The 14,533-nt window shown below is 65.7% G+C and carries 7 protein-coding genes; 1 reads left to right on the plus strand and 6 read right to left on the minus strand.

Features of this window, described 5'->3' with window-relative positions:
* Nucleotides 1-11: 11 nt before the first annotated feature.
* The 5 genes from OX460_RS09965 to OX460_RS09985 form a co-directional block, all read right to left on the minus strand.
* Nucleotides 12-767, minus strand: coding sequence for a FecR family protein (locus tag OX460_RS09965; RefSeq protein ID WP_289898556.1), 756 nt, complete (start codon nucleotides 765-767; stop codon nucleotides 12-14).
* Nucleotides 736-6,636, minus strand: coding sequence for a YDG domain-containing protein (locus OX460_RS09970; RefSeq protein ID WP_289898557.1), 5,901 nt, complete (start codon nucleotides 6,634-6,636; stop codon nucleotides 736-738). The genes OX460_RS09965 and OX460_RS09970 overlap by 32 nt, the downstream gene beginning before the upstream one ends.
* Before the next feature lie 16 nt (nucleotides 6,637-6,652).
* Entirely contained in the window at nucleotides 6,653-8,263 is a 1,611-nt protein-coding gene (locus tag OX460_RS09975; RefSeq protein ID WP_289898558.1) for a ShlB/FhaC/HecB family hemolysin secretion/activation protein, read from the minus strand.
* Nucleotides 8,264-8,473: 210 nt separating this feature from the next.
* Nucleotides 8,474-10,729 (minus strand): adenylate/guanylate cyclase domain-containing protein, encoded by a 2,256-nt coding sequence (locus OX460_RS09980; protein WP_289898559.1) that lies wholly within the window; start codon nucleotides 10,727-10,729, stop codon nucleotides 8,474-8,476.
* Entirely contained in the window at nucleotides 10,726-12,348 is a 1,623-nt protein-coding gene (locus tag OX460_RS09985; protein ID WP_289898560.1) for an HD family phosphohydrolase, read from the minus strand. Before OX460_RS09985 ends, OX460_RS09980 begins: the two co-directional genes overlap by 4 nt.
* 198 nt (nucleotides 12,349-12,546) lie before the next feature.
* Here OX460_RS09985 and OX460_RS09990 point away from each other — a divergent pair, with 198 nt between their 5' ends.
* Nucleotides 12,547-13,443, plus strand: coding sequence for an MBL fold metallo-hydrolase (locus tag OX460_RS09990; protein WP_099667003.1), 897 nt, complete (start codon nucleotides 12,547-12,549; stop codon nucleotides 13,441-13,443).
* Between the two features lie 46 nt (nucleotides 13,444-13,489).
* On the opposite strand, the gene OX460_RS09995 is transcribed toward OX460_RS09990, so the two are convergent.
* Complete coding sequence (locus tag OX460_RS09995; protein ID WP_034783457.1) at nucleotides 13,490-14,500, minus strand: inorganic phosphate transporter; 1,011 nt, start codon at nucleotides 14,498-14,500, stop codon at nucleotides 13,490-13,492.
* Nucleotides 14,501-14,533 lie beyond the last annotated feature (33 nt).

Here is a 14,533-nt window from a genome sequence, read left to right on the forward strand (position 1 = left end):
TTTGACGACGCTTAGCGCACGACGCAATCGATGGCGGCCGGCTTGCTGCCGCCTGCCGCGCTGCCCGGGCCCGATGACGACGATGAAAAGACCGGCGGCGGCGTGAACGGGATGCCGGGATTGACAGGCAGCATCACGGGCGGCTGCTTGAAGCTGGGCGTAAAACCGAACTGGCCGGCGGCAAAATTCTGCGTCCCGGCAGGATTGGTCACATGAATCAAACCATCGAGCACCTGCACATACAGGCCCGGCGCCCTCGCCGCCCCGCCTGGTGTCGGCACCGTTGGCACCGCCTGCGCCGAGGCTGGCACATAGGTGGAAACAAACGTCGTGCCGCGGATGCCGATGGTGGCGGCCGGCGTCTTCATCTCGAAACGCTCCTTGTTACGCTTGCCCAGCAAGCCTGTGACGGAACGTAAGCCGCCCTTGAGCAGGCTGAAGATGGCGTGGTCGCCGTCAGGCTGCTCGGCCGTGTAGCTGAATTGCTCGATGACGAAACTGGTATTCGGTTTCAAAGTGATTTCGCTATTGTCGATCAGCTTGATCAAGGCATAGGTTTCCTTTTCCGTCAGCAAGGTGTCCCCCTGCTCGACTTCGGACTTGATGGCCAGGATTTTCACCTTGCCATCCGCCTTCTTCGCCATCAAGGGACCACTCAACTGCATCACCGTGCCCGCCACCTGTCCCGCCCAGGCGTGCGCGCCCACGCACATCAGGGCCAGCCACAGCAAGGCCTTAATTGCAGTACATTTTTTTTGCGGCATCATCGTATTTGTATCCTGTGGGTTTATCTGTGGCATCGGCAACATCCTTGCTGTCTTTCTTCTTGTCATCATCCTTGGCTGGCGACGCAGAAGCGAGCGGGGCGTTGGCACGGTCGGCCTGCTTGATGATACGCAAGGCTTCATCGATGGCGGCGCTGGCGCTGGCATCGATGGCGGGCTTGTCGACGGTCGTGGCAGGCAGGAAGATGGCATCCGCCATGTTCACCGTGCCATTCGGCGCCAGCAAGCTGACGTTGGCGCGCTGGCGGTTGATGCGCACGCCCGAGTCGCCCGTGATGCTGCCCGCTTTCGCCAGCACGCTCATGCTGGCCGCAGCCGGCAAGGCGAAGCTTGCCGTGTCCGCAAAGCGCACATTGCCCCCCGCGCTGGCGCTGAAATTGCCGCCGCCGAGGACTTGGGCATTGCCCTCGATACGAATGTCGCCGCCAGCCGCCAGGCTGATGTCGCGCGCCGCTGCCAGCTGCGCACCATTGCCCAGCAACACATCCGTGCTGGCATTGAGCGCAATGTCCTTGCCCTCGATCTTGCCGTTGACGGTGACGGGGCTGTGCGCCGTCACGCTGACGTTGCCGCCATTCGCATTGATGTTGCCGGCCATGACGCCGCCCGTGTTATCGATGGCAATGTTGCCCGCGCCCGTTACCAAGGTTCCCAGGACCAGGGTGCCCGGCGCCGAGGTATTGTTCAGCGCAATGCCGCCCCCTGCGCTATTGCTGGCGGCAAAACTGCCCACCTGGTTGCCCGCATGGTTCAGCACGATGCCATCGCGCGCCTGCGCAGCCAGGCTGCCGGCAAGCAAGGCACCATCCTGACCGATAGCGCCGTTCAGGGCGCTCAGTTTCACCTCGTTGGCCGCCAGGCTGGCGAAGCGCATATCGCCCGCCGCTTGCGTGATGGCCAGCTGGCCCGCCAGCCGGATGGCGCCGGCCGTCTGATTAAAACTGTTGGCGACGAGCAAGTTACCGTTGCCGCTCAGCACACCGCCGTCTTGCGCATAACGGTCCGCAGACAGGCTGCCGTTCAGCAGCAAGCTGCCGCCGTTGATTTCCAGGCCGGCCAGGCCGCCCAGCACGGAGAAGTCCAGCGCGCTTTCACCGAGCGTCAGGCTGCCGCCCGTCAACAGCAAGCCCGTCGCCGAATGCAGGTTTTTCAGGATGGTGCTGCCGGCCGCCGCGCTGTAGGTGACGATGCCCTTGCTGTTGCTGAAGTCGACAGCCAGCACGTTCGCGCCTTCCGGCACCACGCCGCCATCCCAGTTGGCCGCGTCGCTCCACAAGCCGCTGCCGCTGCCGACCCAGATTGACAATTGTTTTTGCGCAATCGTTGCCTGCGCCGTGCCGCCCGTCGTTTCCAGTGTGTAATTGCCCGCATCGGCGCCCGCCAGGCGGAAGCCGCTGGCTGTCACCAGCTTGCCCGCACCCGCGTTCTTGTCGGCAAAGCTGCCGCTGCCGCCCACCACGCTGACCACATCCTGGCCCAGCACGCCGTTCGCCGATGCGCTGACGGCCGCATTCGTGGTGCCGTCATACACCTTGCCGGCCGCGCTCAGGCTGGCCAGGGTCAGGCTGGCGGGCGTAATGCTGGCCAGCAAGCCTGTCGGCAAGACGATAAAATAATTGCCCGCATCGGCGCCCGTCAGCGCCGCGCCACTCAGCTCCACCGCCTTGGCCGCGCCCACGTTCTTGTCCGCAAAGTTGGCCACTGCCGAGGCCGTCAAACTGTCGCCGGCGAGACGGTCATCGCCCAGGACCAAACTGGCGCCCGTCGTGCCATCGTAGACCTTGTTACCTGCCACGCCGGACAGGTTCAGCGCGCGCGCGCCGATGTCGGCCGTGGTGCTGCCCGCATTTCCATTGAGCACATAGTTGCCCGCATCGGCGCCCGTCAGGTGGCCCGTCGCCACCTGGTAATCGACCACCTTGCCTGTACCGGCATTCTTGTCGCGGAAGCTGCCCAGCAAGCCGGCCATGCCGACCTGGTCGCCCGCCACCAGGCCTTCGAAATAGCCATTCAGTGCCGCTTGCAGCGTGCCGTCGTAGACGCGGCTTTGCGCGCCCGAGACGCCATAATTCAGGATGCGCGCCGTGATGGCCGCCGTGCCGTCCGCCGTCGTCGCGGCCAGGCTGTAGTTGCCCAGCTCATTGCCGTCCAGGGTCAGGCCGCTGGCGTGCACGGCCTTGCTGCCGCCCGCATTCTTGTCGAGGAAGGCGGCGCTGCCGCTGATGCTGATATTGTCGCCCGTTACCACATTGCCCAGCACGAAGGTGGCACCGTCATAGCTCAGGTTGCCGTCATATACCTTGCCATTGCCGCCGATGCCGACCGTCAGGATGCGCGGCGTGATCGCATAGGTGGTCGTGCCGCCCAGGGTGATGTCGTATTTGGTCGACCACAGCCCCGTCAGGCCGTAGGTGCCCACATTGCGTGCATTGCTCCCATAGCCGAGGCTGCCATTCACGCCCGCGTCGCCGTCGAGCAGTCCCACGTAACCTATCGTGCCCAGGAAGGCGGCCAGCTGGCCATCGTAGACCTTGCCGCTGGCATTGTCCGTGACATTCACTTGCAGCGGTTTCAGGAGCGCCTTCAGCATCGGCGTCGTATAGCCATCGTAGATGCGCCAGACGCTGCTGAAATTGAAATCGTTGAAGCTGCCCTGCTGCTGCATCTGCACCGTGGTGCGGCCACTGGCGCCGCCCTGGTCCATCAGGATGCCGGCCGTCTCATAGTTCCAGAAACCGAACGCGATGCCCGCGCCCACATCGGCGCGGCCCACCAGGCCGCCCACCGTGCCGCCCGCAAAGCCGCTGCCGGCCACGGCGCCGCTGCTGTAGACGTGGCTGGCGCTGCTGCCCGCCACGCTCCAGCCGATCAGCCCGCCCAGGTTTGCGCGGGGCACCGCCTGGTCGCCATCGGCCGACACGCCGACGGCACCGGTGGCGTAGGCGTCGCTGATGCTGCCGCCATTGCGTCCCGCCAGGCCACCGATATTGGCCGCGCCGCGGGCGGCGCCCGTGGCGTAGGATTGCGAAATGGCGCCGTCATTGTTCCCCACCAGGCCGCCGACCTTGTCGCGCGCTCCCGTCACGTCGCCCGTGGCGTAGGCGGCATCGATACTGGCGCCGGCCAGGTTTGCCCCCACCAGCCCGCCGATGCTGCCGCCATTGGCCGCATTGATGCCCGCGACGCTGCCGCTGGCGCTGGCATTGCGCAGCGTGCCGCCGTTGCTGCCGACCAGGCCGCCGACGGCACTGGCGCCGCTGACCGCGGCGCTGCTGCGCACGCTGTCCAGCGTCCCGCCGAGATTCAAGCCAACCAGCGCGCCGACATTATTCACCCCCGCCACGCTGCCATTTTGCAGGGCCAGGTTGCGTACCGTCCCCCCCTGCACCTTGCCGAACAGGCCCACGCCGGAGCTGACGGTCGGGTTCAGGGCATTGATGTACAGACCGTTGATGGCAAAACCGCCGCCGTCGAACATGCCCGCATACCCTGCGCCATCGCCGCCGGCGATGGGCGCAAAACCGGCGCCCTGGTTCCAGCTGGTCGTGCCGCTGGCGTCGATATTGCCCATCAACCGATAGTTGTTGCCCAGCCCCAGGCTGCCGATGCCTTGCAAGCCGTAGATATCGACGATCTGGTAAGGCGCGGCCGTGCTGCCGTCGCCGCCGCTCACGCGCAGGAAGCTGGCGCCCGGCGCGATGGCGAAGCGGCTGGCGGAGAAAGCGGCCAGACCGGGCGCATTTTGCATCCACGCGCCGCCGTCGAGGGCAAACAGGCCGCCGACCGTGACGGCGCCCGTGGCCGTGATGGGGGAAGCTGAATTGAGGCGCAGGTCGCCCGCCAGATTGATCGCATTCGAGATGCGCATGCCGCCCGTGTTGCTGCCGTCGCCGATGGTCAGCGAGGATGCCGAGATGCCGGCCAGCTCGGCCGCGTCCAGGCCCAGGGCGCCGCCGGACTTGCTGCCCAGGTCGATGAGGCGCGAGCTGCTCAGGGGCTTGATCGCCACGCTGGCGCGCCCGCCGGTGCCGCCGAAATCCAGGGTGCCGCCGATGCTGATGCTGTCGGCTTGCAAGGTCACCGTCTGGCCGCCGATGCCGCTGCCGGCCAGACGCGCGCCGCCGCCCGTCAGGTTGATTTCGCCGCCCGCGAAATTGGCGCGCAGGGACAGGTTGCCGTTGCCGACGCTGACCACGCCGCTGCCCGCCACGCTGGCGCCGGACAGCGACACGCTGCCGCCGTTCGTCGTGATCGGCGCGTTCAGGTGGATATTCGCGCTGGAACCATACGCGGCGCCGCTGCTGGCGTCGTTGGCCGACAAGGTCACATTGCCGCCGTTGGTGCTGATGGCCGCATACACATTGATCGTCTCGCCCGCCGTGGCGCTCAGGCCGATGCCGGGATGGAGCATATTGACGGCGCTGCTGAAATTAATGCGGTGCTGGGCCTGCAAGGTCACGTTGCTGTTGGCATTGGAAATCACGTCGGCGCCGATGCTGGTGCTGCTGGAGGGCGGACCTTCGGCAAACTCGTCCACGTCACCGAGGCTGCCGCCGCCGCCCTGCACCACATCGATATCGTAGGGGTCGAGCAGCCAGGTACCGCGTTTGCCGCGGCGTGCGCTCGTATCGACGCGGATGCCGCCCACGGCCAGGGAATGGCCCGAGGTTTCCACGAAGCCGCCGTCGCCGCCTTGCGCGCCGCCGCGCGCGGAAATGCTGCCGTGCACCTGCGCCGATTCATTGCCCCAGGCGATGACCTTGCCGCCGTTGCCGCTGTCGATGGCATCGGCCTTGACGCTGGCGTCCTTGCCGACGAGCACTTGCCGCGCATTCTGCACGGCCGCGTTCTTGCCCTGGTAATCGCCGCCCAGCAAGACCGTGCCGCCGCCCGTGGCGCCGCTGGCGTCGATCGCCGCATTGCCCAGCAAGCCCACCTGCTCGCCCAGCACCTGGATGTCGCCGCCTTTACCTGCCGCGCCCGTGGCGCTGGTGACGCTGCCCCCTTCGAGCAGCACCTTGCCGCTGGCCTTGAGCACGATCCTGCCGTTGTCGCCGACGACGGCGCTGTTCGCGATAAGCACGCCGCGCTGGCTGACCAGCGCGCCGGCCATGCCGATGCTGCCGCCCTGGGCGATGATCTGGCCCAGGTTCAGGGCCTGGTCGGCGGGCGCCGACACCAGCACGCGCAATTGCGGATTGCCGGGGTCGGCCAGCTGCACGCTGCGCCCGGCCGCCAGGATCACTTCGCCGTTCGGCGCCGTGATGAGGCCCGTGTTTTCCACGTTCGGCGCGATCAGCAACACTTGTCCGCCCTTGCCCGCGTTGATGGTGCCCGCATTGCCGACGGCACCGGCCACGCCGCCCGCAGTGAACTGGCGCTTGCCGGCCAGGAAATCCTCGTTCGTCATGCCCAGGCTGGACGCCACCAGTCCATTCACATCCACTTTCGCGCCCTGACCGAAGACGATGCCGTTCGGATTGATCAGGAACACCTTGCCGTTCGATTCGAGCGCGCCCAGGATCTTGCTGGGGTCTTGTCCCGTGATGCGGTTGAGTACGGCGCTATTGCCGTTTTGCTGGATGAAGCGCGTGATTTCACCGGCATGGATGGAAAAACTCTGCCAGTTGATGATGGTGTTGGGCGTGTTCGTGATCGAGAACACATTGCCCTGCTGGTTGAACGTCGCCTGTCCATGGACCACCTGCGGCAAGGCGGGGTTGGCCTGCGCCGCGCCGAAGCAGCCGGCCAGCAGCAGCGCCAGCGCCGTGCGGCGCAGGGGTAGCGCACAAGGTGGAGCAAATGATGGCGTCAGGATGAAAACGGAGGCGTGCTGGGCGTGGTTTTGCATGGTGTTCATCCTGATACTAGTAGGCCAAGGCGAGGCGGAAATGCAGGCGGTTGGCGCCCCGCTGTCCCGTGTCGCCGCCATTGACGACATGGGCGTAATCGAGTTGCAGATTGGCGTAGCGGCTCAGCAGCAAACGCAGGCCGAGTCCGCCGCTGGCTATGCCTTGCGAAGCGCTTTCGCCGGGCAGCGCATGGTTGCGGCGCAGCCAGGCCGTGTCATAGAAGGCCAGCGCGCGGCATTGATAACCGAGGGTCTGGCCGCACCAGTTCGGCGTGTACAGCTCCAGGTTCAGGCTGGCGCCCGAGTCATTCGATACCTCGCGCTCGGCAAAGCCGCGCACGGACGCGGCGCCGCCGGCACCGAACTGCTCGCCCGGCACCAGCGCGTCCGGCGTGACTTGCGCATTGACGAGCGCGCGCCATTGCCAGTCGCCGGCCAGCACGCGTCCCGAGCTGGCGCTCAGGCGCACCGTGTTGTAGGCGGCCTTCGCATGCGCACGCACGCGGTCGAAATCGGCTTGCGCGCCATGCTTGCCGCCAGGAATGTTATGCGCGAACGTGACGGCCACGCTGGTCTCGCCCGTGGGCAAGGTCCAGTTGCCGATGTAGCTGACGCTGAGCGGGTGCACGGTGACGTCGGCGCCCAGCTCCATGCCGAACAGTTGCACGCTGTTGCGATACGCCTTGTAATCGATGCCGTACACGAGCTTGGGTTCGAAATCGCCGCTGCGGGCGAAGTTCTGGTTATAGCGGATGCCGGCCATGCTGCCCTGGCCGCTGACGGCCAGGTCGAAGATGCCGGCCGAGACGCTGCCCGAATCGACGTTCGAATAGCTGGCGAAAAAGTCCATCGAGTCGCCCAGCGCGTACAGCGGCAAGTGGTAGCCGGCGCCATACACGCCCACCTTGTCCGGCTTTTCCAGGCTGCTCGTGTATTGCAGGCTGGCCACATGGTCGCGGCCGAACAGGTTGGCATGCTGCAACACCACGCCCACGTGCGTCTTGCCCGTTTGCGCATTGCCCGTATTGTCCACGTTGAGCATGGCTTTCCAGGGCTGCTCATCGGCCACCGTGACGATGGCGTCGATGGCGCCCGCCGGCTCGTCGGCCTGCAGGCGCACTTCGATCTTGCGCGCCGGATTTTCGTTGGCCAGCTTCAGGCTTTGCGACAAGGCCGGCAAGTTCGGCGTCTCGCCTTCGCGCAGGGACGGCAAGGCGCGCCGCACGTTGGCCTCGTCGACATGGGTGTTGCCGCTGATGGCGAGCTTGCCCAGCGGCGTTTGCAGCACGCTCAGGCGCACCACGCCCCGTTCCAGTTCCTGTTCCGGCAGTTGCACCTGCACGGCGCTGTAACCGCGCTCGCGGTAAGCCGCCTCCAGCGCCTCGACGGCGCGCGCGATGTCGGAAAAATCGCGCTGCACTCCCGTAAAGGGCGCCAGCAAGGCTTGCACCTGCGCCGACGTGAGCAGGGTATTGCCCTGGACGTCGAAGCGGCGGATCTCGAAACGCGGCACGCCATCTTCCTGCAGGGCAGGAGCAGCGTCATCCATGGAAACGGCAGCGCCGGCGGCGCCGACGGCGAACAGCAGCGCGGAACCCGCAAGCAGGTGCACCAAACGATATGTCATGTGAAGGATTTCTTGTGTAACCGGACAAGCGCGCGGCCCGCAGGCGCCAGCGTGTCCGGCAATGGATTGAAGACAAATTTTAGACGGCTTTTTGTTTCCAGTCAGAAATTTCTAACATTTCTCCCCGTTTTTTATCGCAACGCAACAAACAGTGCGCGCACAGTGATAAAAATGCTGCAATAACGGGCATTTTCCGGTGCGCTGGCCGCCTTATTTACTGTGCAATTCTGTCACGCCATCCCAGTCGGCTGGCGGCGGCAGGCTGCGATAGCGTTCCAGGCGCGCCGCGTACAGCCGGTACAAGCCGTCATCGGGAAAGTCCGCCTGCAAGCGGGCCAGCTGCGCGCCAGCCGCCGCCCAGTCGCGCGCGCGCAACAGGGCCAGCACCGCGTGCCAGCGTTCCAGCTGCGCCAGTTCCGCGGCCGTAGCATCAGCCAGCACGCCGCGCGGCTCGAAGATGGCCACCGCTTCCTGCTTGCCCTGCACTCTGACCCGATCCAGCTCGCGGTACAGGAATGCGGCGGCGGCCGCGCGCGTGGCCTCGCCCACCACGATGCCCACGCCATACAGCTTGCTGGCGCCTTCCAGGCGCGCGGCCAGGTTGACGCTGTCGCCCATGACGGTATAGGCGCGGCGGATGCGCGAACCCATGTCGCCCACATGCATGGGCCCCGTATTGAGGCCGATGCCGATGCGCAGCGCCGGCCAGCCGCGCGCGCAAAACTGCTGGTTCAGCCGCGCCGCGCTGCCCTGCATCAGCAGGGCGCTGGCCACGGCCCGGCTGGCGTGATCGGCAAAGGCGACGGGCGCGCCCCAGAACGCCATCACGGCGTCGCCGATGTATTTATCGAGGGTGCCGCCATGGCTGTCGCGGATATCTTCCGACATGGCCGTCAGGTATTCGTTGATGTATTCGCGCAGCGCGGCCGGCGCCAGCTGCTCGGAAATGGCCGTGAAACCGCGCACGTCGGCAAACAGCACCGTCAGTTCGCGGTTCTCCCCCTCCATGGTGTAGCGCTGCGGATCGTCGGCCATCTCGGCCACCAGTTCGGGCGCCACATATTCGCCGAAACGGGCCACCAGCGCGCGTCCCTTGCGCACCTCGAAAAAATAGCCCCACGCCAGGTTGGCCATGAACAGCGCGACGATCAGCAACAGCAGCACGGCGCCGCCCAGCACCAGGTCGTGCACGGCGTACAGGTACAGATTGATGGCGATGACGGCCGCCAGCGCGCCCACGGTCGCCAGCATCACGCCGGCCGGCGGCAGCACGGCCAAGGCGCCCGCCAGCAGCAGGCCAAACAGCACGATCTGCACCAGTTCGAATGCCAGCGCATAGTCGGGCCGCGCCTTGAAGCGCCCGTCGAGCATGGACTTGATCAGGTTGGCGTGCACTTCCACCCCCGGATACTCGGCATTCACGGGCGTGGCGCGGATATCGTTCAAGCCGGGCGCCGTGGTCCCCACCAGCACGAGGGCGCCCTTGAGCAGCGCGGACGGCACCGTGCCGGCCAGCACGTCGGACGCCGACACATAGCGGAAGGCGCCGCCATCGGGGCCGCCCGCGCCGCGGTACTGCACCGTGGTGGTCAAGGCTTCGCCCACGGGGATCGCCAGCGCGCCGCGCGGCGTAAACAGCATGATGTGTTCGAGTCCGCCGCTGGCCAGTTCGCGCGCCGACAGGGTATCGGCCGTGCCCGTGAAACGGGGAGCGATGGCGCGCGCCTGCAGGTAGGCGGCCACCGTGGCCAGCGACAGCGACGGATAATAGCCGTCGCCGATGCGCTGCAACAGGGTCGAGGAGCGCACCACGCCATCGGCATCGGTCAGCGCCGTGAAGATGCCGGCGCCCTGCGCGGCCGCCTGCAGGGGCGCGATATTGGCTTCGTAGCCGCGCGCCACGTAGGCCGTGACGCTGCGCCCGTTCAAATCGGCGACGGTAAAAGCCGGCTTGGGCAGCACGCCCTTCCTTTGCTGTTCCGAGACGCTGTAGCCCAGCACCACGGGCTGGCCGCGCATGGCCTCGGCGAACAGGCCATCGTAATCCATGGCCGGGCGCAGTTTTTCCAGCTGCGCCGGCAAGCCGGCCACGCCCGCCAGTTCGCCCCGCGCCAGGCCTTGCAGCACGGCATAGCCGGAACTGGTGTCCGCTTCGGGAAACGAGATATCGAAGCCCAGCGCGGCCACGCCGTAATGGCCGGTGAGCTGGCGCACCAGGCGCGCCTGGATGTCGCGGCTCCAGGGGAAACGGCCCACCCGGGCCAGGCTTTGCTCGTCGATGTCGACGATGACGATGCGGCGGTCGAGCTGCGGCGCATCAAGACGCATGCGCCAGTCGCCCAGCATGGAATCAAACCGCGCGACAGTGTCGTTGCCGGCCAGGCACAGGACGGCCGCCGCCAAGGTCAGCAATATGCCCAGCAGCGACCGCGCCCCATGCTTGCGCAAGGCCAGCGACAGCTTCAAGGGGTATAGCCCGGAATGGCCGCCTCGTCGACGGCATCGATCTGGCTCGGATGCATGTGCTTTTCAGCGAAGGTCAGATAGACTTTGCTGCGGATGAAAACGTCGAACAGCTCCGGGTCGATATGCCCGTTCAGGCTGAAGTTGCCGAGGATGCGCAGCGATTCGGACAGCGGCTTGCCCTTTTTATAGGGCCGGTCGCGCGCCGTCAGCGCCTCGAAAATGTCGGCAATCGCCATCAGCCGCGCCGGCACCGACATCTGCTCTTTCGTCAGCCCGCGCGGATAGCCCTTGCCATCCATGCGCTCGTGGTGGCCGCCAGCGTATTCCGGCACCTTCTGCAGGTGCTTGGGCCACGGCAGCGCTTCGAGCATGCGGATCGACACGCTGATATGGTTGTTGACGATGGCCCGCTCGGCCGCCGTCAGGGTGCCGGCGCGGATGGTCAGGTTTTCCGTCTCGTCGGCGTCGAGGAAATCGCGCAGTTCGCCGTCGGCCGCGCGCCAGCGGCGCCTGGCGATCTGCCGCACGCGCTCCTGGTCGGCCTGCGCCATGCTCTCGCCGCCGACGTTGACCGTGCGGATGAAGTCGCGCTCTTCGCGCAGCGCCGCCTGCTCCTGTGCCAGCGCGCGGGCGATGGCGTCCTTTTGCTGCGGCTGCGCCGCCTGCTGGCGCAAGGCCGCGATCTCGGCGTCGCGCAGCAGCACTTCGTAGCGCGTGTCGATCAGCGCGATGCGATCAAAAATGGTTTCCAGCTTGGTGGCCTTGTCGACCACGTGCACGGGCGTGGTGATCTTGCCGCAGTCGTGCAGCAAGCCGGCCAGCCACAGCTGCTTGCGCTCGTTGTCGCTGAGCCGGAAATCAGCCAGCGGCCCCGTTTGCGTGGCGTGCGCGGCGTCCGCCAGCAGCATCGTCAGCTCGGGCACGAACTGGCAGTGGCGGCCCGTGTACGGCGATTTTTCATCGATGCCGATATTGATCAGCGTAACGAGCGACTCGAGCAGCTCTTCCAGCTGCGAAATGAGCAGCTGATTCGTCAGCGCCACGCCCGCCTGCGCGGCCAGCGCCTCGATGAAGCGCTGGTCGGTGGAGGAAAAGGCGCGTACCTGGCCCGTCTCGCCATCCTTGGCATTGACCAGCTGCAGCACGCCGATCAGGTCGCCCTCGTGGTCGCTCATGGGCACCGTCAGGATCGATTGCGTGTGGTAGCCGTGGTGGCGGTCGAAGTCGCGCATGCCGGAAAAATTGAAGCCCTCGTCGCGATACACGTCGGCGATGTTCACGCTGCGGCGCAGGTTCGCCGCATACGCGGCCACCGACGCCAGGTTCGGCTGGCCGGCAGCGTCAAACAGGGGCACGCCAGGCAAGCCCATGTCGGCGCCCTGCGCGATGCCCAGGCTGTCGTTGACGCTGATGTCGAACGCCAGCTGGCGCCCCCCGGCCATGGGCCGGTACAGGGTGGCGCCATCGGCGCCGCTCATGCTTTTTGCCAGCAGCACGATGCGCTGCAACAGCGCGCCGATATCGTGCCCTTCGCCGCCCAGGCCATGGCCAAGCGCGACACTGAGTTCGGTCAATTGCTCCAGTCTGTGGGCGATTTTCTCAGGGTGCAACTGAGGCATGTTGGTGGCAATCCGGTAATGGGCAAGCAAAAAAGGGGAAGTCGGCAAGCGCCAGTGTAACGGCCACCCTGCGCACTGTACATTACTTAGTTGCAACAAAATGAAATAACTTGCCGTATTGCAACACACATAAATGTTGCCGCCAATCTCATTAATTAGAATAGAATCAACAATAATTACACCGTAACAAGGTACTGAATGAAATTCACGTTCAGGGGCGTGCGCGGCTCCATCCCCTCCCCCGGCCCGCGCACGGCGCGCTATGGCGGCAACACCACGTGCATCGAAGTACGCACCGACAACGATAGCCTGATCATCCTCGATGCGGGCAGCGGCATCTTCTCGCTGGCGCAGCAACTGCCGCCGGGCGAGCCCGTCGACGCGCACGTCTTCATCACGCACAGCCACTGGGACCACATCCACGGCCTGCCCATGTTTTCGCCCCTGTTCGTGGCCGGCAACCGCATGCGTCTGCATGGCGCCTTTGACGCCATCAGCGGACGCGGCATCGAGCACGTGATGGCGGTGCAGCTGCAAGGCAGCTATTTTCCTGTCAGCGAAGCGGCCATGGCGGCCAGCATCGAGTACCGCACCCTGGCGCCCGGCGAAGCCGTCGAGGTGGGGGGCGCGCGCGTGCGCGGCGCGGAAATGAACCACCCTGTCGTCAATCTCGGCTACCGCATCGACTGCGGCGGCGTCGCGCTGTTTTTCAGCGGCGACCATGAACCGTTCTACAACCTGCATCCGCCCGGCCATGCCGAGCACATGGCCTGCGCGGCGCGCAATGCGCAGCGCCAGGCCGGCATCGACGCGCTGGTCGCCGGCGTCGATGCGCTGATCATGGATTGCTCGTACACGCGCGAGGAATACCCGGGCAAGCAGGGCTGGGGCCACGGCACCTTCGACGCCGCCTTCGACCTCGCCCTGCGCTGCGGCGCGCGGCGCCTGTACTGCACCCACCACGAACCGACGCGCAGCGACGAGCAGCTCGAAGCCGTGTTTGCCGACGTGATGGGGCGCTACAGCAGCCGCCTCAATGGCCTGCAAGTGTTCCTTGCCTACGAAGGGCTGACGGTGGAACTGGCCGGCGCATAAAAAAAGGGAGCCGCGAGGCTCCCTTTTTACTGGCGTTGGCTATCCATTACATGATGTGGTGGCCAATCCACCACGCGACTGCTGCGACGAAGGCCGACGCGGGAATCGTGAAGATCCAGGCCCAGACGATATTGCCCGCCACGCCCCAGCGTACGGCCGACATTTTTTGCGACGAGCCGACGCCGACGATGGCGCCCGTGATGGTGTGCGTGGTCGACACGGGAATGCCCAGCGCCGTCGAGACGAACAGGGTGATCGCGCCGCCCGTTTCGGCGCAGAAGCCGCCGACCGGTTTCAACTTGGTGATCTTCTGACCCATGGTCTTGACGATGCGCCAGCCACCGAACAGGGTGCCGAAGCTGATGGCCGTGTAGCACGAGATGATGACCCACATCGGCGGCATGGCATCGGCCGCGCTCGAGTAACCGGCGGCGATCAGCAGCATCCAGATGATGCCGATGGTTTTTTGCGCATCGTTGCCGCCGTGGCCCAGGCTGTAGGCGGCCGCCGATACCAGTTGCAGGCGGCGGAACCACTTGTCGACCTTGCGCGGCGTCGAACGCACGAATATCCACGACACGAGCAGCATCATGATGGAACCGAACACAAAGCCCAGCACCGGTGCGATCACGATGAAGGCCACCGTTTTCCACAGGCCGGCCGCGACCAGCGCGCCCGTGCCGGACTTGGCGACGGCGGCGCCCACCAGGCCGCCGATCAGCGCGTGCGAAGACGACGAAGGAATCCCGTAGTACCAGGTAAACAAATTCCAGAAGATGGCGCCCATCAGCGCGCCGAAGATCACGTACTGGTCGATCACCGCCGGGTCGATGGTTCCCTTTCCCACCGTGGCGGCCACGGTCAGCTGGTGGAACACGAAGATGGCGACGAAGTTGAACGTGGCGGCCATGGCAACCGCGGTCTGCGGTTTCAATACGCCCGTCGAGACCACCGTGGCGATCGCGTTGGCGGCATCGTGGAAGCCGTTCATGAAGTCAAACAGCAGTGCGAGGACGATCAACAGGCCTAGCACGTAGATGCTGATTTGTATGGTCATTGTAGTTTCTTTTCTGATTCTGGTTCAGGACAG

Origin of the sequence: Janthinobacterium sp. SUN033 (genome assembly GCF_030397595.1) — a bacterium.
In the GTDB taxonomy this organism is placed as follows: Bacteria; Pseudomonadota; Gammaproteobacteria; order Burkholderiales; family Burkholderiaceae_D; genus Janthinobacterium; species Janthinobacterium kumbetense.

What these genes read in the sequence shown, in the direction of transcription:
- OX460_RS09965 (WP_289898556.1), bottom strand. Translation starts at nt 767, where the DNA reads ATGATGCCGCAAAAAAAATGTACTGCAATTAAGGCCTTGCTGTGGCTG.
- OX460_RS09970 (WP_289898557.1), bottom strand. Translation starts at nt 6,636, where the DNA reads ATGCAAAACCACGCCCAGCACGCCTCCGTTTTCATCCTGACGCCATCA.
- OX460_RS09975 (WP_289898558.1), bottom strand. Translation starts at nt 8,263, where the DNA reads ATGACATATCGTTTGGTGCACCTGCTTGCGGGTTCCGCGCTGCTGTTC.
- OX460_RS09985 (WP_289898560.1), bottom strand. Translation starts at nt 12,348, where the DNA reads ATGCCTCAGTTGCACCCTGAGAAAATCGCCCACAGACTGGAGCAATTG.
- OX460_RS09990 (WP_099667003.1), top strand. Translation starts at nt 12,547, where the DNA reads ATGAAATTCACGTTCAGGGGCGTGCGCGGCTCCATCCCCTCCCCCGGC.
- OX460_RS09995 (WP_034783457.1), bottom strand. Translation starts at nt 14,500, where the DNA reads ATGACCATACAAATCAGCATCTACGTGCTAGGCCTGTTGATCGTCCTC.